The following is an 18,570-nucleotide window of genomic DNA, read 5'->3' on the forward strand; positions in this document are numbered from 1 at the left end:
GTCGCTAACTTAACTCGGCCTGTCGCGCGGCGTCGCGACGGTGTGAAGCAAATCCACGCCGAAATCCCTTTTCGCAGTTGCAAAATGATTTGCCATAAGTCCCTGAAACGGCGTAGACAGTCGCCCTGTGCCGGGGGTCAAACCGGCCAGGGGTCGCGGAACGAGGGATAGACGGCGCACCAAATAAGGTGGTTCGTCGCCGCGTGTGCCAGCCGGATATCCGGCGGTGACATGCGGGAAAAAGGGCAAACGCGTGTCGACACTTGCTTCGAAAATTGTGCCGTTCGGTTCGGGCGGACAAATAGTGAAGGCGGCTTGCCACAGCCTGTCGGTCGCTGCATTGGGCCTCAACGCGCTGGAAGCGCAATTTTCTGAACGTGACTTTGCCGCTACATTCGTGCGGCTGATCGGCGTCATCATGAATGTCCGGGGGCGCGTGATCGTGACCGGCATTGGCAAGAGCGGCATTGTCGCGCGCAAGATGACGGCGACTTTGACCTCCACGGGCACCCCGGCCATCTTCCTGCATCCAGCCGACGCTGGCCATGGCGATCTGGGCATGGTGACCCCGGATGATGTCGTGTTGATGCTGTCCCATTCGGGCGAGTCGACCGAGCTTGGCCCGATTATCCAATATTGCAAGCGCTTCGCCATTCCCTTGCTGGGCATGACCGCGCGGGCCCACAGCACGGTCGCCACTGCCGCAGACATTTGCATGCTGATGCCCGATGTGCCGGAAGCCTGCCCCAATTCGCTCGCTCCCACCACGTCGACCACGGTGCAGATGGCCTTTGGTGACGCCATGGCGATTGCGCTGATGGAAATGCGCGGATTTTCGGCGGATGATTTCCACAAATTCCATCCCAATGGCCGTCTTGGCGCGCAACTGATCAAGGTGCGCGAACTGATGGCTAAGGGGGCGGACATCCCCTCCGTGCGGGAAGGCGCTTCGCTCCTCGATGCGACTATCGAAATGACGCGCGCGCGCCTTGGCGGCACAGCGGTTGTCGATCGCGAAGGGCGGCTGATCGGTGCCTTCACCGACGGCGACCTGCGCCGCACCGTGACCGGCAAGCAGAATCTGACCGAAGCGGTCGGCCGCTTCATGACGCACACGCCGCTGGCCGTGGGGCCGGACGAACTGGCGCAGGAAGCACTGCACCTGATGCATGAACGCAACGTCATGCTGCTGTTCGTGTGCGACAATGGTCGTTTGATCGGCGCCGTCCATATGCACGATCTGCTGAACGCGGGCGTCGCCTGAACCAGCTTGTCGTCATTCCCGCGCGGGCGGGGTCATCCCGCCTGCCGCGCAAGCCGCTGCGCCTGATCGCCGGGCGCACCTTGCTCCATCGCACCATCGCCATGGCCCGCGCCGCGATCGGCGCGCGCGCGGGCGTTGCGCTGACGGTCGCTACCGATGATGACGAAATCGCCGATCATGCCCGCGCGGTCGGGTGTGATGCGGTGATGACCGACAGCGCCATTGCCACCGGATCGGGGCGTGCGCTGGCCGCCGCGCTGGCGCAGCCCACGCCGCCGCGCTTCGTCGTCAACCTTCAGGGCGATTCCCCTTTTCAGCCGCAGGGTGCGCTGGGCGCGGTCATCGCCGCGCTGGAGGCGGGCGCGCAGGTCGCCACGCCGGTGATCGCGCTCGATTGGGCTGCGCTCGATGCCCTGCGTGATCACAAGACCCGCTCTCCTTTCAGCGGCACGACCTGCGCTCGCGCGCCAGATGGCCGGGCCTTGTGGTTCTCCAAAAATATCATTCCCGCCATCAGGGGGGAGGATGCCCTGCGTGCCAGCCAGCCCGTCTCGCCGGTCTGGCGGCATGTCGGCCTTTATGGTTATGCACTGGACGCCCTGCGCGCCTTTGAAGCCAGCCCGCCCACGGCGCTCGAAAATCTGGAGGGGCTGGAGCAGCTGCGTTTGCTGGAACTGGGCATCCCCGTCATGACCGTGCCGGTCGATCCGCCGTCGTTCGACAGTAGCGGCATCGATACCGAAGCGGACATCAGCCGCGTCGAGGCGCTGATCGCCCGGCATGGCGATCCGACGCCGCCCTGACGCCATGCGCCGTCTTTTCATCATTCGTCATGGCAACACGTTCGCCAGCAGCGCGCAGGCCTGCCGCATCGGATCACGCACGGACCTGCCGCTGGTCGAGAGTGGCCATGTCCAGGCGCAACGGCTGGGCGCGTGGTTCGCCGCGCAGGACTTCGCCATCACCCGCCTGCTGACCAGTCCGCTCCTGCGCGCCCGACAAACCGCGCAGGCGATCGCTGACGCCACCGGCCATATGCCAGACGGTATGGGCGACTGGCTGGGCGAAATCGATCATGGTCCCGACGAAGGCCGGCCCGAAGCGCAGGTTCTGGCGCGCATCGGCGCGCAGGCGATCGCCGACTGGGATGAGCGCGGGATCGCCCCGGCCGACTGGATCGTCGACGCCGAAGCGCGGATCGCGGCTTGGCGCGCCTGCTTTGCCGAGGGTGGGGAGGGGGTGGACCTGTTCGTCACCAGCAATGGCGCGGCCCGCTTCGCGCTGCTGGCTGCCGGTTTGCCGCTAGGATCGCTCAAATTGCGAACGGGGGCGTTCGGGGAGCTGGCGCTGGATGCGGATGGCGGGGTGACGCTGGTGCGATGGGGCGTGCGGCCTTGAAGCGATAGCGACGCGCTCCGCTTCCTCTTGCCTGCCGGGTGCGGCAGGCCGCCGATCTAGGCTGCTAGTAGCTTTTGGAAAACCAGATCATGATGCCCATTGAGGCTATCGCCCAGCCGGCCAGCCCGACCGCCAGGCCACTGATGACGCCGATGGTCATGTTCCAGCGGCGCGCGCTGAGAATAGCGCCACCAAGCGCGAGGGCGAATACCACCAAAACGATTGCCGCCAATGTCATGAGGCAGCTTATCGCAGCACAAGTGAAAATGTGCAATCCATGATTGCTACAGGGTTGACGCCCCGGATCAACCCACTTTCAAACGGTTCGTCGCGTCAGGAAAACTCCACAACGTCCGCGCTTAATTTTTTCGCTGCGGGACCGAGAATGTCCCCGTCACCCGGCCCCCGGCGCTGCCCGTCACACCAGCGCCGCCGCCCGATGCGCGACCATCGACGGTCGATCGCCCGGTGTTCAGGTCCATCACCAGCCGCCCGCCGGTCAGCCGGTTGGACCCCTGCGTCAGCGCGACATTGCCCAACATGGTGATGAGCTTGCTGTTGAGGTCGTAAATGGCGACATTGCCACGCGCGGTCTGATCCGCCTTGGTCACCACGACATTGCCGGATGCGTCGATCCGGTCGATCTCCACCCCGCTCGCGCCGCCGCCTGGCTCGTTGCGATAGGCCACCGTCATGCGCGCGGCGTTGAGCGTCATGCCCGCCTGCGTCACTTCGACATTGCCGGACACGACGACGCGGTCGGCGCGGTCCTGCACCTCGATCCGGTCGGCGGTGAAGTTGACCGGGGCGTTGCTGTCATGCTTGCTGACGACTTGCGCGAGCGATGGCATGGCGCCGACGAACATCAGGCCCGCGGCGCCCGCGCAGCCGACCGACAGCAGAAGATAAGAGGCTTTCATCAGTTTCGCCCTTTGAGGCCATTTTGTTCGATGCGCAAGCTGGCCCGGCCATTCAATGTCACCGTGCGCGCGCCCATGTCGGCTTCCAGATGGTCCGCGCTGAATGTGCCGATCGGGATGCGCCCGTCGACCCGACCCGCGCTGCGCATCCGCCGGGTCTTTAGGTCGATGCCGACGTCGCGCGTGGTCAGGCGATAGCCGCCTGCCGCCTCGAACTGCACTGGCCCTTCGATCCCGACCCGCTCGGTCTCCATGTCGTAACGACCCTTTTGTGCGCTCAGCACGGCGGGACCGTCCGACAGCAGGATGCGCGCGGACATGCTGTTCAGGTCGACGATCGGCTCGCGCGAGCTTTTCTGCACCGCTGATCCTGCGCGCAGGGAAAAGGGCTGCCCCTTGCTGTCCTGCCCGCGATACAGCGCCTCGGTCACGCGCATGCGTTCCTTGGCGACTTCGACCTTGTTCTTGTCCAGAACGAAGCTGACCTTGTCGCCGCTGGTAAAGGGTGCGGTCGCCAAAAGCGCGCTCAGCACCCCGACCGCGACCGGCAGCCAGTTTTTGAGCAGGCCGACCAGCCGGTCATGGCTGCCCCCCGGTCGCGCCCAGTGGCGGCGCACATCGCGTTGCTGATCGGCCTGGACGGACATGGTGACGACGATCCGATTCGCTTACATGTGGGAAAATATGTCGATCTCCGGCCATCCCGCCAGATCGAGTTCGGCACGGTGCGGCAGGAAATCGAAACAGGCCTGCGCCAGTTCCATCCGCCCTTCGCGCTCCAGCCGCTTGTTCAATTCGGTGCGCAGCGCGTGGAGGAAGCGCACGTCGGACGCGGCATAATCCTTTTGCGCGTCGGACAGGACGGGGTTGCCCCAGTCGCTCGACTGCTGCTGCTTGCTGATGTCCTGGCCCAGCAGTTCGCGGACCAGTTCCTTCAGGCCATGGCGATCGGTATAGGTGCGAATGAGGCGCGAAGCGATCTTGGTGCAATAGACAGGGGCTGCCACGACGCCCAGATAATATTTGATCGCGGCAATGTCGAAACGCCCGAAATGGTAGAGTTTCAGCCGTTCCGGGTCCGCCAGCACGGCGCGCAGATTGGGCGCGGCATAGTCCGATCCGGCGGCAAAGCGGACCAGATGTTCATCGCCCTTGCCATCGCTGATCTGCACCACGCACAGGCGGTCGCGCGGGGTGATCAGCCCCATGGTTTCGGTGTCGACGGCAACCGGGCCGGGGGCGAGCACGCCTGCGGGCAGGTCTTCTTCATGAAAATGGACGGTCATGGCTTCCCCTCTATGGGCAAAGCGGGCATATCGCAATCAAAGGCTTTGCCGATGGTGCGACATGGCCATAGGATCAACCGAAGTCCTACCTGAAGCCTTGCCTGTAAAAACATTCGCGCTCCCCTGAAAAGTTGATATAGTGATTCCCAAACCGCGCCTTTGCGGTGGATTGTGCATGTCATTCGCCCGACATGTTTGTCCGATTGGTCTTGGGGCGAAGCGAAAGTGACTAACAGGGCATGAGTTTTGACAGAGGTCGCCGCGGCGGGCGCGGCAAGGACAAGCGCGACGGTTTCGGCGACGACAATTTCTACGATCAGGGCGCTGGCGGCGGCGGTGGTCGCGGTGGTTTTGGTGGCGGCTTCGGTGGCGGTGACCGCTTCGGCGGCGGCGGCGGTGGTTTCGGCGGTGATCGCGGTGGCTTTGGCGGCGGCTTCGGTGGCGGTGATCGCGCTGGCGGCGGCGGCTTTGGCGGTGGCAACCGCGGCGGCTTCGGTGGCGGCGGCGGCGGCGGTGGTCGCGGCATGCCTGCGCAGGTCGTTGGCGAAGGCACTGGCGTCGTTAAATTCTTCAACGGGCAAAAGGGCTTCGGCTTCGTCGTTCGCGATGACGGCGGCGAGGACGTGTTCGTGCATATCAGTGCTGTCGAACAGGCCGGCCTGACTGGCCTGGCCGAAGGTCAGCAGCTTGGCTTCACCCTGGTCGATCGTGGCGGCAAGGTTTCGGCAACCGATCTCAAGATCGAAGGCGAACCGCTCCCCGTGACGGACCGTGGCCCGCCGCGCGAACCGCGCGCCGGTGGCTTCGGCGCCCCCGGTGGCGATCGTGGCGGCCCGCAGCGCCAGCTGACCGGCGAACGCGCCAGCGGCACGGTCAAATTCTTCAACGCGATGAAGGGCTTCGGCTTCATTCAGCGCGATGATGGCCAGCCCGACGCCTTCGTCCACATCAGCGCCGTCGAACGCGCTGGCATGGCCGCCCTGAATGAAGGCGATCGTCTGGACTTTGAACTGGAAGTCGACCGTCGCGGCAAATATGCCGCCGTCAACCTCCAGCCCAAGGCCGACTAAGCGGCCACACTTCCGCTTTCGCGGGAGAGGATAAAGAAGGGGTCGCCTGCCCGGCGGCCCCTTTTTTGGTGTTGGGGTGTGGGGCGGCTATGCCGCTTGACGATGACGTTGCCGCAATCAGGCGCGAAGGCTTATTTGCGCAGGCAAGCGCGTGAACGCGATATTGTCCGCGTCACCCGGCTGCACGGACGCCGTTTCGTCCATCCTGCTTGACCTGATACAGGGCAGTGTCGGCGGCTTCGAACAGTTGATCGCGCGACATGCCCGGCATGTAGCCTGCGACTCCGCAACTGATCGAGGTGAGGACTAGCAGGGTATCATCGGAAAATATGGGGCGTTGGGAAATGGAATAGGCGATACGCTCGCAGGCCAGTTTTGCTGTTTCCAGGTCGCATTGAAAGAGGATGGCGAACTCGTCGCCGCCGATACGGCCTACGATGTCGCTTTGCCTTATGCCGGCGGTCAATCGCTGCGCGATCTCCATGAGAACCGCATCCCCGACCTGATGACCGTAGCGGTCGTTGATGACCTTGAAGTGATCGACATCGACAATCGCTACCGAACAGGGACGGCTGGTGTCGGCCAATGCGGCGCGCACATGTCGCCGAAAGCCAGCCCGGTTCTTGACCCCGGTCAGATCATCGGTTTCGACCTGAATCGTTATCGCCTGCTCGCGGGCCTTTCGCGCTGTCGCGTCGCGCAAGGTCACGACGCGCCCGACAATCATGCCATCACGGGTAAGATCCCGGAACGATGCTTCCAGTGTGAGGGATGGTTGCAAAATCGGCGAAAACTCGATGGCCTTCTCCGTGCCCCGTTCGTCGGTAGGGCGGCCAGACGCCACCAGCAGGTCTTCGCCTGTGCGAAGGGCGATTGCTGCGGCGGGATTGCCAAATAGCGCCTCCGGCCCAAGCCCCAGATATTCGCGCACAGGACCGTCAGCCCATCGGCACACGCCATCATTGTCGAAGCTCAGGATGACATCGGGGGAATGCGCCATGATGAGGCGCAGCGTCTCCTCGCGGGCGGCCAGATTGCCCAACGCTTCGGCGCGCGATGCAACGATCGCTGCCACAGGCAGTGTCGTCACCAACAGCGTCGCCAGATAGGCCTGAAAGAAGATGGCCTGAAAGGCCGCGCCCTCATTGATCAAGGCCATGGGGCCAAAATGCTGAAGGGCTGACACCGCGCCGATAATGGCAACGAGCATGACTCCGGCATAGGTGCCGAGCCGCCCGATGCGGAATGAGAGCAGAAGAAGCGAAGAAAAGGATAGGAACAGTATCGGCAGATGATTCTGCCCGAATACAAAAATTGTCACGGCGGCGTGGATCGCCATCAGGGCGAATGTTTCGCCTCTTTCCCACAGACTTTTGGCCGCAAAGCAACGACGGTAGCTTCCATCGAAAACGGCATTCAGGAACGGCGTACAAACGAGCAATCCAAGCGAATTGCTGGCAAACCAGCGGATGAATGACGGGCCGATCGGCACATTGTAATTCACCGAAGCGACCAGAGATCCGACAGCGGCTCCCATCAAGGGGGCGAAAAGACCTGCCCAGATGACGAAACGCCCGACCGCCCTTACATCGGAGAGCAGATTCCTGGTGTCGCCGGACCGTCTGAGCGACCATGCCGCCAGGAGCACCTGGCCCATGTTGATCGCGCCATAGAGAATGATCCCGATGGTCCATTCACGGGTGAGCCCGTTGGCGGCAAGGTTGCCCAGCCATCCTGCGGTCAGAAGCAATGGCCAATGCCGTCTGCCCGAATTGAGGAGCAGCGCCAGGATGATGGCATCTGCGGGCCACACCGTTGCGTGATCACGGCCGTCGCTTGTCAGCGCGATAGTGCCACTGGCGAGCATCAGATACCCTAACGCCCCCACCAGCGCGAAGGCGATCGGCTTTCTCAGCAAAATTCCGTTGAAAGGGCGGCGGCTGTGCATCACGCCCTGTCTTGCCCGCACGCTGGTTAAAAAGACGTCAACCTTCCCGGACTATGCGACGAATGACATTGAAAAATGATGCTTTTTCCCCAACCGCCTCTTCTCGATGGGGCCACCCGATTTCGCGGCTTCAGGCGAACTGCGCGATCGAGGATGATCGACGATGGCCGTCGTCGCCCCGTCCCAAATGCAGCGCGGCCATTCGCCTGCCAGCCACAAGTCCCCATCACACCCGCCTGAACGGAAACGGCGCGCTCGTCCGTTCATAGCCATGCAAATCGAGCGCCCGCGTTACCGGAGGCAGCGCCCTGTCGGGGCAGGCGCGGCGTTCGCACAGGTGGCAGGTCGGGCCGACCTCGACTGCATCGTCCTTGTCCGCGTCGATCCCGTCGGCGTGGACGATCCGCGAAGCATGTTTCGCCTCGCACCCCAGCGCGATGACCGCGCGGCCACGCGCGCCCGGCGGAAGGGGCAGCGCCATGGCGAGCGTGACGAAGCGGCGCTCGTCCAGCGTCTCGATCAATTGCACGCTCACCTGATCGACTGCGCCAGCGCCATGCGCGTCCCAGCGGGGGCACGTGCTGCCATAGCGGGCAAAGGGCCAGGCTTCGCCGTCGAAGCGCTTGGATATGATGCCCGCCCGGTCCATCCTGACCATGAAGAAGGGGATGCCGCGCGCGCCGGTGCGGTTGAGGCTGGTCAGGCGGTGGGCAAGCTGTTCGCTCGACACGCCGAATCTGTCACGCAGCATGGGCAGGTCATGGCGGCATTGCTCCGCCGCCTGGCGGATGCGGTCATAGGGCATGATCAGCGCGGCCGCGGCATAGTTGGTGAGCGCGATGGTGGCGAGGCGGCGGCTATCCTCGTCCGGCGGGGCCGTGCGGGCGACCTGCGCGGCAATCGCGTCGGCCAGTTCCTGCGCGCACAGATGATAGGCGATGGCGAACAGCCGCCCGGACGCGGCCAGCCGTTCGCTCAGCATCAACCGCCGCCGGTGCATGTCATAATGGCGCAGCGTCCCCGCCAGCACATCGGCGCGCAGCACCTGGACGGCCATGCCGTGCCGGTCTTTCAGGCGCGCGCGCAACTCGGCCTGTAACAGCGCGGGGTCCTGGCTCAGCTGCGCGGCGATGGCTTCGGCGCCCGCATCGATCTCGGCAAAATGATTGCCCGCCCGCGCGATCGTCTCGCGCAGCCAGTCGATCGGCGCGACCAGCGGGGCGGGGCCGCGCTCCCCCGCCGCTGCTTCGCCCGGCAGGCGGCGCAGGTCGCTCAGCGCACGATAGAATCGGGCGATGGCTTCGCTGACGCCGGGATAATTTTCCGACACTTCCAGCACTTCGTCGCGCGCAATGCCGATGTCGCGCACCAGCGCGTCGGACAATATCTCGCTCAGTTCACCCGATCCGCCATCATTGGCGCGCGCGGTAAAATCGCGAATGTCGACGTCATAGACATTGGCCAGCCGCAGCAGCATCTGCGCGCTCAACGGTCGCTGGTTGCGCTCCAGATGGTTGAGATAGCTGGGAGAAACCCCCAATTCCTCGGCCATTCGGGTCTGGTTCAGGCCCAGTTCGCGGCGCAGGACGCGCAGCTTGGGGCCAAGATAGAGTTTGCGGTCTGTCGCGTCTGCCATAAAGTCATAATGTCATAGTTTGACAGATTGACCAAATCCTATTGTGACACGCGGCCACTCATCGCCCTTCCGCTGCGCGTCAATATGTCTAACTCATTGTTCATCGCCGCACGACGGCTCGCTGAGACAAGGACAGGACCATGACGACGGACACGATGACGCAAGATATGACGGACACCGGCGGCCACCCCCAGCCCGCCCGGTCGCGCGCGGTTTTCTCGCAGGAGGATTTCGGCCTGATCCGCACCGCCATCGTCCATTATCTGCGCGAGATTCAGGACCAGCCGGAATCGGTCAAATATGCCAATCTCTATCACCGGCTTGGCCGCGTCGCCTGATCGGCGCCCAGCCTGACTGAAGCAGCACGGCATCGGCCAGCATGGCCGGTGCCGTATGGCTATCAAAAGAAGCGCGTGATCCAGTAGAAGCCCGCGCCGATCAGGGCAGCGGCGGGCAGGGTCACGATCCAGGCGACGATGATGCGCGATGCGATATTCCATCGTACCGCCGACAGCCGCCGCGATGCGCCGACACCCACGATCGCGCCAGTGATAGTATGGGTCGTCGACACCGGAATGCCCAGATGCGTCGCCATGAACAGGGTGATCGCCCCGCCGGTTTCCGCACAGAAACCTTGCGCCGGGCTGAGCCGCGTGATCTTCGACCCCATGGTGTGGACGATCTTCCACCCACCAAACAGCGTGCCGAATCCCATCGCCGCCTGACAGCTGATCACGACCCAGAAGGGCACATGGAATTCGCCCTGCAACATGCCCTGCGAATAGAGCAGCACGGCGATGATCCCCATCGTCTTTTGCGCGTCGTTGCCGCCATGCCCCAGCGAGTAGAGCGATGCGGAAACGAGTTGCAGCTTGCGGAACACGCCGTCCGCGCCATGGGGCGTGAAGCGGCGGAAGATCCAGCTGATGATAAGCACCAGCAGCAACGCCAGCAGCAGGCCAATCGCGGGCGACATGACGATCGCCGCGCTCGTCTTGAACACGCCCGACCATATCACCGCGCCCAGCCCGGCCTTGGCCGTCCCCGCGCCCAGCAACCCACCGATCAGCGCATGGCTGGAGGAAGAGGGGATGCCCAGCGCCCAGGTGATGAGGTTCCACGAAATCGCCCCCATCAGCGCGCCGAAAATCACCTGCGGATCGATGATCGCGGCGTCGACGATCCCCTTGCCCACCGTGGTCGCGACATGCAGGCCAAAGAAGAGGAAGGCGATGAAGTTGAAGAAGGCTGCCCAAACGACCGCATATTGGGGCTTTAGCACGCGGGTCGACACGATGGTCGCGATCGAGTTGGCTGCGTCGTGCAGGCCGTTGAGAAAGTCAAAGGCAAGCGCGACGCCGATCAGCGCGATCAGCAGCGGGAGGGCAATGGGGTCCATGAAGCGTATCCGGCGGGATCGTCAGGCGTGGTCGATGACCAGGCCGGAAATCTGGTTGGCGACATCCTCGAACCGGTCGGTGACCTTTTCCAGGTGGGAATAGATTTCCCGCCCGACGACGAAATCCATGGGATTGCCCTCGCGCGCGGCGGCATAGAGCGTCTTGAGGCCCGCTTCATGTAATATGTCGGCATGGCCCTCCAGCTTGACCAGCCGTTCGGTCAGGTCGTGCAGGCGCGTGGCGTTGAGGTTGAGCGAACGCAGCAGCGGCATCGCTTCGGCCGCCAGTCGCGCGCATTCGACGATCAGCGCGCTCATATCCTGCATCTGGGACGGGAATGCCTTGACCTCGTAGAGGGCGATGGCCTTGGCGGTCTGGTTCATCTGGTCGATCGCGTCGTCCATCACGCCGATCAGGCCGGTGATGGCGCTGCGGTCGAACGGGGTTACGAAGATGCGCCGCACGTCCAGCAACACGTCGCGGATGATGTCGTCCGCTTCATGTTCGCGATCGGAAATTTCCTTGATATGGACGTCCATGTCCGGTCCGCCCTTGAGCAGCCGGGCCAGCGCGTCCGCGCCGGCGACCAGGGTTGCCGCATGATTTTCGAATTGCTCGAAAAAGCGGCCCTGCTTTGGCATCAACGCATGAAACCAGGCGAGCATTCCAGTCCTTTCGCTTTGCTTGTCCTTGAACCACAGCAGCATCCGCACGAACCGGCCCGGATCGCGGGGCGGCTTGCGAAAGGCGGCGATGATTGCCTGAAGATCGGGTTCGTCGACGGCGCAGGCGGCCTCCGCCACAGGGAACCAGCGCAGTTCGCGTTGCCCCTGTTCGGGCCATTGCGACAACTGGCCAGTCACGGCAAGCGGAAATACCTCGACGGTCGCCTCCCGCGCCGAGCCGCTGCGTTTGCGCTTGTCATAGCTGTAGCGGCCAAGCGAGGCGGGACAGGCGATGCCGTGAATGCCCGCTTCCTCGAACGCTTCCAGTTCGGCGGCGCGATGGCCGGCCAGCCCCTTGATTCGGTTGCCTTTGGGAATGACCCACCGCCGCGTGTCGCGCGACGTGATCAGCAGGATCTGCATCGATCCGTCGGCATGGGTCGTATAGGGAAGGGCGGCGATCTGGCGCATGGAGTGCGCCTTGTAACGAAATTGTCACAATGCGCAATCGGACCTCATCGTGCCGGGCCTTTTCGCACCGAAGATCCATGGGCCGGCAGCTTTCCGCGCCAACGGCATCGCCCCTAAAGAAACAGAAATTCCGCCAGCGCCTCGACCGCCGGTGTCTCCGCCGCGCGGGCTCCAAGCGCCTGGCGCACCTCGATCGCGGGCAATTGGCTGTCGAGCCGAAGCCGCTCGATCCCGTCCATCCGCCCCAGATCGCGCGCCAGCGCGCCGAAGGCGGCGAAAATGCCTTTGCCCGCGCGCAACGCCGTCATCACCGCGAACATATCATCGGATTCGAGCGCAGGTGCGCCAAGCTGCACCCGCCCGCGCGCCAGCGCATCCTCGATAATGTGGCGCATGGGGTTGCGCCGCTCCAGCGCCAGCATCGGCGTGACCGCCAGATCTTCGCGCGACACGCTGTCTGCCTGCGCCAGCGGATGGGCCGCGCCCGCATAGAGGCTGAGCGGTTCCGACCAGCCATAGCGGGACGCGAAACCGGCCGGTTCCTCCAGCGCATAGAAATAGGCGATGTCCGCGCGCCCCTCCCGCAACGCTGCCGCTGCGTCCGTCACGGACTGGACATGCAAGTCCAGCGTGATGGCAATATCCTCGTTCGCCGCCTCGAACGCCGATAGCGCGTCCTGAAAATGACCGAAGATCGGGGCAGGGGCCGCCAGCATGATCGTCTGGCGCTGCGGCGCGGGCGGTTGGGGCAGTGGGGGCGGCGCTTCGGCAGGAGCAGCCGTCTCGTCCCAATCCTCCGGCGCATCCTGCGACAATAATGTCATGGCCTGCGCCGTCTTGCGTCCGGCCGGCGTCAGGCGCACGCTGCCGCTCATATCCTCGAACAGGCGATAGCCCAGCCGCATTTCCAGCGACGCGATGTCGCGGGCGATTTCATCGGCGGTGACGCCCAGCATATCGGCGCAGCGCGCGACGCTGCCCGCCGCGACCATCTGCGCGAAAATATCCAGCTGGCGCAGGGAAGGGCTTTGCATCCCCGTGTGATAGAGGAAATGCCGGGCCGGGTTAAGGGCGATCTTGGCGCAATCATACATTGCGATATTGACGAAGCCCCCAGGATGATGGCAGGGCGCTTCCCGGCCGGGCGGGTATAGCTCAATGGTAGAGCACTAGCCTTCCAAGCTTGTGATGCGGGTTCGATCCCCGCTACCCGCTCCAGCCCTTTTTTCAGCAGATCAGCCCGGCCTTGGCCCGCAACTGCCCCGCTCCACCAGCGTGAACAGAAATTCCGGTTCGTCGAGCGGACCGTTGGCGAGCGCGTCGATGACCGATCGGCCCATTTCCTCCAGCGGCTGACGCACCGTGGTCAGCGGCGGCCAACTGGTGAGACTCGCGGGGGTATTGTCGAAACCGACCACCGACAGATCGTCCGGCACGTTCAGGCCCATGCGATGTGCCAGGGTCAGTACGCCCAGCGCCATGTCGTCATTGGTCGCAAAGATCGCCGTGGGTGGCTGCGGCAGGGCAAGCAGCGCTTCGCCTGCCGCGATGCCCGACGTGAAATCGAAACCGCCCGGCACAAACAGCGCATCGTCGACAGGCAGGCCCGCCGCGCTCAACCCGTCGCGAAACCCCTCGACCCGGCGCAGCGCCGCGCGGTGCGAGGGCGGGGGGGTGATGATGCCGATTCGCCGGTGCCCATGCCCGATCAGATGGTCGGCGACCATTCGCCCGGCGGCACGTTCGGGCGTGTGGATGTTGAAGCTGGCCGCGACAACCGATCCCGCGATCCGTGCGCAGGGCAGGCGCAATTCCGCCAGCCGCGCCAATAGCGCTTCATTGTCCGACAAGGGCGGTACCAGCAGCACGCCGTCGGGCCGCAACGCCGCGACCAGCCGGTCCAGCACGTCGAACCATTCCTCGCCCGCTGCCGAAATCGGTTCCACCACCAGATGATAGCCCAGTTCGCGGCAGCGCGCCGCCGCGCCGGACTGGATGCCGCTGATATAACCGGGGGCGGGGTTGCTGTAGAGATAGGCGATCATGAAGGAACGCCCGCCCGCGAGCCGCCGCGCCGACTGGTTGGGGCGATAGCCCAGCTGATCGATGGCCGCCTGCACCCGCCTGCGCAGGTCGGGGCTGACATTGGGGGCGTTGTTCACGACACGCGACACAGTCTTGATGGATGCCTTGGCCAAAGCGGCGACGTCGTGGATGCTGGTCATAAGCCTGTCATGGAAGGGAGACGCCACGCTTGGCAAGTCATGATCGCGACTCCTATGATAGATGCTGAACGAGCCGCACATGAAGGGTCATCGGCACATGAGCAATGTTGTCAATCTGCGTCAGGCGCGCAAGGTGAAGGCGCGGGCTGACAAGGCGCGCGCGGCAGACAGCAATCGCGCCAAATTCGGCCGGACAAAGGCGGAGCGGATCGCGCAGGGCAGGGATCAGGCGCGACAGGACGCTTTGCTGGATGGCGCATATAGGGAAAGTCGCCGTTCCGACGAAACATAGTATAGTTCTGTAAATCTGTGGTTCATTTGAAGATGAACCATTGTTCATGTCAATCAATTTGCCGCTTATCCGCCTCCTTCCGTCCCGGAATCGAGAGTCGCCTTGCAGTCGATTGAAGATGTCGCGGGTTCTTCTCTCGCTATGACTGAACACACAAGCCCCATTCGCCCCGCCAGGGCCGCGATCGCCGCTGTTTTGGCTCTCAGTGCAACCCCTTTGCTGGCGCAGGAAATCGCCCCGCCGCCGGTTGCCCCCACAGTGACGGCCCCCGCCACGCCTTCGGTACCCGCGGCCGCGCCCGTCGCCGCTGCGCCAGCCACGCCGACATTTGCGCCGAGCGCGCCGGTCGTGCAGGCGACCCCGTCGGTCGAGGAGCGTCGCGCCGCAGCCATTGCCGCCGCTGAAGCGGAGGCCGCCGCCACGCCTGCGCCTGCCCCGCGCCGCGCCGCGCCGCGCAGCATGGAACGGGCCGCTGCACCGGTAACACCTGCCGCCATGGCCCAATCTGCTGCCCAGTCGGCTCCGGCTGTTGCGCCGCCGACCGTGACGCCGGCTCCCGCTGCACCAATCGTTGCGCCTGCGCCGATGGTCCAGGCTCCGGCCGAGCCTGTCGTGGCCGAGCAGCCAGCACGGACCGATAATGCGCTTCTGTTCGCCATGGGCGGCGTCGCCCTGCTGCTTGCCGGACTGGGTGGCGCTGCAATGATGCGCCGTCGTCGTCCCGCTGACGCGGTGGCCCAGCCGATGCCGGTTGCCGCAGCGATGCCGGTTGAGGCCGCGCCGGAACCCGTCAGGCCAGCTCCCGTCGCGCCGCGTACGGCTTACACGCCCGCTGCGCCGGCAACGGACGAGGAGCGCACGATCGCGGCGATGGTCGCCGCGCCGCCCAGCGCGGAAAATCCTTTCCTCACCCATGCCAAGCGGCTGCGTCGGGCAAGGTTTCTGCTGGCCGAGCGCCAGGCGATCGAAACCCCGCCAGCGCCCCGCGCGGCTGACCCGGTTGCAGCCCCTGCTCCGGCGGTCGATCGCAGCCAGACCGTCTATCGTTTCGGCAATGATGGTGTGCGTACCGGCCTTCTGAAGCCGCGCACGTCCTGATCGGACTGAAGACAGAGTGAAAGGGACCGGAGGCGCTACGCTTCCGGTCCCTTTTTGCCTGTCCGGTTGCACTTTTGCACACTGGCTGATACGCGCCGCGCGCATCATCCGCGCCACCCTTGCACAGAAGAGTCGCTAGCCATGTCAGACAAGATCAACCGCATCGTCCTTGCCTTTTCCGGTGGCCTCGACACCAGCGTGATCCTGAAATGGCTGCAACAGACCTACCAGTGCGAGGTGGTGACCTTCACCGCCGATCTGGGGCAGGGTGAGGAACTGGAGCCTGCGCGCGCCAAGGCCCGGCTGATGGGCGTCAAGGAAGAGCATATCTTCATCGACGACCTGCGCGAAGAATTTGTGCGCGACTATGTGTTCCCGATGATGCGCAGCAATGCGCTTTATGAAGGTCTCTATCTGCTCGGCACCTCGATCGCCCGGCCGCTGATCGCCAAGCGCCAGATCGAAATCGCCAAGATGGTGGGCGCGGATGCCGTGTCGCATGGCGCGACGGGCAAGGGTAATGATCAGGTCCGTTTCGAACTGGGCTATTATGCCCTGTCGCCCGACATCAAGGTGATCGCGCCGTGGCGCGAATGGGATCTGACCAGCCGCACCCGCCTGATCGAATTTGCCGAAAAGAACCAGATTCCGATCGCCAAGGACAAGCGCGGCGAAAGCCCCTTTTCGACCGACGCGAACATGCTGCACACCTCGTCCGAGGGCAAGGTGCTGGAAGATCCGTGGGATGAAGTCCCCGACTATGTCTATTCGCGGACGGTCAACCCGGAGGACGCGCCCGACGCGCCCGAATATATCACCATCGATTTCGAGCGCGGCGATGGCGTGGCCATCAACGGCGTCGCCATGTCGCCGGCAACGCTGCTGGAAACGCTCAACGATTATGGCCGCAAACATGGCATTGGCCGTCTCGACCTGGTCGAAAACCGCTTCGTGGGCATGAAGTCGCGCGGCATGTATGAAACGCCGGGCGGCACCATCTATCACCTCGCCCATCGCGGCATCGAGCAGGTGACGCTGGATCGCGGCGCGGCGCATCTGAAGGACGAACTGGCCCCGCGCTACGCCGAACTCATCTATAACGGCTTCTGGTTCAGCCCGGAGCGTGAGATGTTGCAGGCGGCGATCGACCATAGCCAGGAAAAGGTCACCGGCACCGTGCGGCTCAAGCTGTACAAGGGCGGCGTCTATGTCGTTGGCCGCAAGTCGCCTTATTCGCTCTACAGTGAAAAAGTCGTGACGTTTGAGGATGATGCGGGCGCCTATGACCAGCGCGACGCCGCAGGCTTCATCAAGCTGAACGCGCTGCGGCTGCGCTTGCTGGGTCGGCGGGACCGCTGACAGCTATCACGCGCGGCCTGCCGCATGGTTAGGCAAGCGTTAACCGATTGTAGCCCATGCCTCCATTTCGGAGGCATGGGCATGTACGGTATAGAGTTGGAAACATCGTCAATCTGTCGCGCAATCGAACGCTCGACGGCGATCGTCAGCTTCGACATGCATTGTCGCGTCATTGGCGCCAACGACAATTTCCTGACCCTGTTCGGCTATGCTTTCGCAGACATAGAATTGCGCCCGCACAGCCTGTTCTGCGAACCGGGCTTTGCCGATACGCCCGGTTATGCGGCGTTCTGGGACAGGTTGCGCGCGGGACAGTTCGACACTGGCGTCTATCGGCGGCAGGATCGGCACGGTCGGCTGATCTGGATCAGGGGCAGCTATAACCCGATCTTCGACGATCAGGGCGTGCAGATCGGCATCATCAAATTCGCGACCGACATCAGCGCCGAACAGGAAGCGATCGCCGCGCGCGAGGATGCCGAGAGGCGCCTCAATCGCCAGGAACGCGACCGCCGCGCCAGCATAGAGCAGGTGCTCTGCGAAGTCGGCGGCATTGTCGATACGATTGACGGCATTGCCCGCCAGACCAATTTGCTGGCGCTCAACGCATCGATCGAAGCGGCGCGCGCGGGGGAGGCGGGGCGCGGCTTTTCCGTCGTCGCGGCGGAGGTGAAGAAGCTCGCGCTCGATACGCAGGCCGCCACGCGCGACGCCCGCGCCTTCATTGCCGGCTGATACGCAGTTACAAATTGCGACAGTTTGCCGGTTGCACTGACATAGTTGCGGGACAAATCCTGCCCATAACGGATTTCAAGGACGGCGACTTGTCGTTCATGACAATCACTGGGAAGGTAACAGGATATGATCCGCAAATTTTTTGGCACCGTCGCGCTGGGTTCGCTCTTCGTCGGCGGTCTCGCCGCCTCGCATCTCGCTTTTGCCCAGCCGGGCGCTGAGGGCCCCGGCCATCGGGGCGGTCGCGGCGGCATGATGGCAATGGCCGACACCAACAAGGATGGCGCGATCAGCAAGGCGGAAATGACCGCCGCGCTGGAAGGACGCTTTGCGAAGTTGGACGTCGACAAGGACGGCAAGCTGACCCAGGCCGATCGCGACGCCATGCGCGCCCAGCGACTCGACAAGCGCTTTGCCATGCTGGACACCGACAAGAACGGCCAGGTCAGCAAGGCGGAATTTGCCGCCGCCCACGAAGCCCGCGCCGACAAGCGCGCCGAGCGTGGCGAGGGCCGCAAATGGCAGGGTCGTGGTCATCATCGCGGTCACGGCATGATGGGCATGCGCGCCGACGCGAACAAGGACGGCACCATCACCAAGGCGGAATTCATGGCCGCGCCGACCGCGATGTTCGACAAGGCGGACGCCAACAAGGATGGCAAGGTGACCGCCGATGAAATGAAGGCAGCCCGCCAGGCGATGCGTGGCGCGTGGAAGGACCGCAAGGCTCCGCCGCCACCCGCAGGCTGACCTTTCCCCATTCGCGTCCGGCCCGGCATTCCCCCTGATGTCCCTGAACCCGG

The 18,570-nt window shown here is 64.1% G+C and carries 20 protein-coding genes and 1 tRNA gene; 11 read left to right on the forward strand and 10 right to left on the reverse strand.

Features of this window, described 5'->3' with window-relative positions:
• Positions 1-304: 304 nt before the first annotated feature.
• The 3 genes from IWY39_RS14150 to IWY39_RS14160 are packed head-to-tail and all read left to right on the forward strand — an operon-like array spanning position 305 to position 2,662.
• A complete protein-coding gene (locus tag IWY39_RS14150) occupies positions 305-1,264 on the forward strand; it encodes a KpsF/GutQ family sugar-phosphate isomerase (RefSeq protein WP_017183949.1) in 960 nt (319 codons plus the stop codon).
• Complete coding sequence (gene kdsB, locus IWY39_RS14155; protein WP_107125655.1) at positions 1,261-2,067, forward strand: 3-deoxy-manno-octulosonate cytidylyltransferase; 807 nt, start codon at positions 1,261-1,263, stop codon at positions 2,065-2,067. The genes IWY39_RS14150 and kdsB overlap by 4 nt, the downstream gene beginning before the upstream one ends.
• Before the next feature lie 4 nt (positions 2,068-2,071).
• Positions 2,072-2,662, forward strand: a complete 591-nt coding sequence (locus tag IWY39_RS14160; protein ID WP_107125656.1) for a histidine phosphatase family protein — start codon at positions 2,072-2,074, stop codon at positions 2,660-2,662.
• A gap of 64 nt (positions 2,663-2,726) precedes the next feature.
• Here the strand turns inward: IWY39_RS14160 and IWY39_RS14165 are convergent, their stop codons facing one another.
• From IWY39_RS14165 to IWY39_RS14180, 4 genes are all read right to left on the reverse strand, one after another.
• Positions 2,727-2,900, reverse strand: coding sequence for a hypothetical protein (locus IWY39_RS14165; protein WP_017183952.1), 174 nt, complete (start codon positions 2,898-2,900; stop codon positions 2,727-2,729).
• A gap of 121 nt (positions 2,901-3,021) precedes the next feature.
• Positions 3,022-3,582, reverse strand: coding sequence for an LptA/OstA family protein (locus IWY39_RS14170; RefSeq protein WP_017183953.1), 561 nt, complete (start codon positions 3,580-3,582; stop codon positions 3,022-3,024).
• Complete coding sequence (locus tag IWY39_RS14175) at positions 3,582-4,229, reverse strand: hypothetical protein (RefSeq protein ID WP_019052875.1); 648 nt, start codon at positions 4,227-4,229, stop codon at positions 3,582-3,584. The genes IWY39_RS14170 and IWY39_RS14175 overlap by 1 nt, the downstream gene beginning before the upstream one ends.
• A gap of 21 nt (positions 4,230-4,250) precedes the next feature.
• Positions 4,251-4,868 carry a ribonuclease D gene (locus IWY39_RS14180; RefSeq protein ID WP_017183955.1) on the reverse strand — a complete coding sequence of 206 codons (618 nt, stop codon included), beginning with the start codon at positions 4,866-4,868 and terminating at the stop codon, positions 4,251-4,253.
• Positions 4,869-5,107: 239 nt separating this feature from the next.
• On the opposite strand from IWY39_RS14180, the gene IWY39_RS24335 reads away from it, so the two are divergent.
• Entirely contained in the window at positions 5,108-5,938 is an 831-nt protein-coding gene (locus tag IWY39_RS24335; RefSeq protein ID WP_107125606.1) for a cold-shock protein, read from the forward strand.
• Positions 5,939-6,110: 172 nt separating this feature from the next.
• Here IWY39_RS24335 and IWY39_RS14190 read toward each other — a convergent pair whose 3' ends face one another.
• Together IWY39_RS14190 and IWY39_RS14195 are read right to left on the reverse strand one after the other, a co-directional pair.
• Entirely contained in the window at positions 6,111-7,886 is a 1,776-nt protein-coding gene (locus IWY39_RS14190) for a sensor domain-containing diguanylate cyclase (protein ID WP_107125607.1), read from the reverse strand.
• Positions 7,887-8,112: 226 nt separating this feature from the next.
• Positions 8,113-9,522, reverse strand: coding sequence for a helix-turn-helix domain-containing protein (locus IWY39_RS14195; protein ID WP_107125608.1), 1,410 nt, complete (start codon positions 9,520-9,522; stop codon positions 8,113-8,115).
• A 140-nt stretch (positions 9,523-9,662) separates the two neighbouring features.
• Between IWY39_RS14195 and IWY39_RS14200 the strand changes: the two genes are divergently transcribed.
• Positions 9,663-9,860 (forward strand): hypothetical protein, encoded by a 198-nt coding sequence (locus tag IWY39_RS14200; protein ID WP_019052878.1) that lies wholly within the window; start codon positions 9,663-9,665, stop codon positions 9,858-9,860.
• Positions 9,861-9,922: 62 nt separating this feature from the next.
• Here IWY39_RS14200 and IWY39_RS14205 read toward each other — a convergent pair whose 3' ends face one another.
• The 3 genes from IWY39_RS14205 to IWY39_RS14215 all read right to left on the reverse strand — a co-directional run bounded on the left by IWY39_RS14205 (position 9,923) and on the right by IWY39_RS14215 (position 13,092).
• A complete protein-coding gene (locus tag IWY39_RS14205; protein ID WP_107125609.1) occupies positions 9,923-10,921 on the reverse strand; it encodes an inorganic phosphate transporter in 999 nt (332 codons plus the stop codon).
• A gap of 21 nt (positions 10,922-10,942) precedes the next feature.
• A complete protein-coding gene (locus tag IWY39_RS14210; protein WP_107125610.1) occupies positions 10,943-12,058 on the reverse strand; it encodes a DUF47 family protein in 1,116 nt (371 codons plus the stop codon).
• Positions 12,059-12,171: 113 nt separating this feature from the next.
• Complete coding sequence (locus IWY39_RS14215) at positions 12,172-13,092, reverse strand: LysR family transcriptional regulator (protein WP_107125657.1); 921 nt, start codon at positions 13,090-13,092, stop codon at positions 12,172-12,174.
• 110 nt (positions 13,093-13,202) lie between these two features.
• Between IWY39_RS14215 and IWY39_RS14220 the strand changes: the two genes are divergently transcribed.
• Positions 13,203-13,276 (forward strand) — tRNA-Gly (locus IWY39_RS14220).
• A 17-nt stretch (positions 13,277-13,293) separates the two neighbouring features.
• Here the strand turns inward: IWY39_RS14220 and IWY39_RS14225 are convergent.
• Positions 13,294-14,283, reverse strand: coding sequence for a LacI family DNA-binding transcriptional regulator (locus IWY39_RS14225; RefSeq protein WP_107125611.1), 990 nt, complete (start codon positions 14,281-14,283; stop codon positions 13,294-13,296).
• A gap of 97 nt (positions 14,284-14,380) precedes the next feature.
• Here IWY39_RS14225 and IWY39_RS14230 point away from each other — a divergent pair, with 97 nt between their 5' ends.
• The 5 genes from IWY39_RS14230 to IWY39_RS14250 all read left to right on the forward strand — a co-directional run bounded on the left by IWY39_RS14230 (position 14,381) and on the right by IWY39_RS14250 (position 18,517).
• A complete protein-coding gene (locus IWY39_RS14230) occupies positions 14,381-14,575 on the forward strand; it encodes a DUF4169 family protein (protein WP_107125612.1) in 195 nt (64 codons plus the stop codon).
• Between the two features lie 141 nt (positions 14,576-14,716).
• The gene (locus tag IWY39_RS24340) at positions 14,717-15,673 is read left to right on the forward strand and encodes a hypothetical protein (RefSeq protein ID WP_261376056.1); all 957 of its coding nucleotides are present in this window, start codon (positions 14,717-14,719) and stop codon (positions 15,671-15,673) included.
• Between the two features lie 141 nt (positions 15,674-15,814).
• Positions 15,815-17,032, forward strand: a complete 1,218-nt coding sequence (locus IWY39_RS14240; protein ID WP_107125614.1) for an argininosuccinate synthase — start codon at positions 15,815-15,817, stop codon at positions 17,030-17,032.
• A gap of 81 nt (positions 17,033-17,113) precedes the next feature.
• Entirely contained in the window at positions 17,114-17,767 is a 654-nt protein-coding gene (locus IWY39_RS24345; RefSeq protein ID WP_269208000.1) for a methyl-accepting chemotaxis protein, read from the forward strand.
• Between the two features lie 126 nt (positions 17,768-17,893).
• A complete protein-coding gene (locus tag IWY39_RS14250) occupies positions 17,894-18,517 on the forward strand; it encodes an EF-hand domain-containing protein (protein ID WP_107125615.1) in 624 nt (207 codons plus the stop codon).
• Positions 18,518-18,570: the final 53 nt, after the last annotated feature.

It is taken from the genome of Sphingobium sp. JAI105 (assembly GCF_015752145.1).
Classification (GTDB): Bacteria; Pseudomonadota; Alphaproteobacteria; order Sphingomonadales; family Sphingomonadaceae; genus Sphingobium; species Sphingobium xenophagum.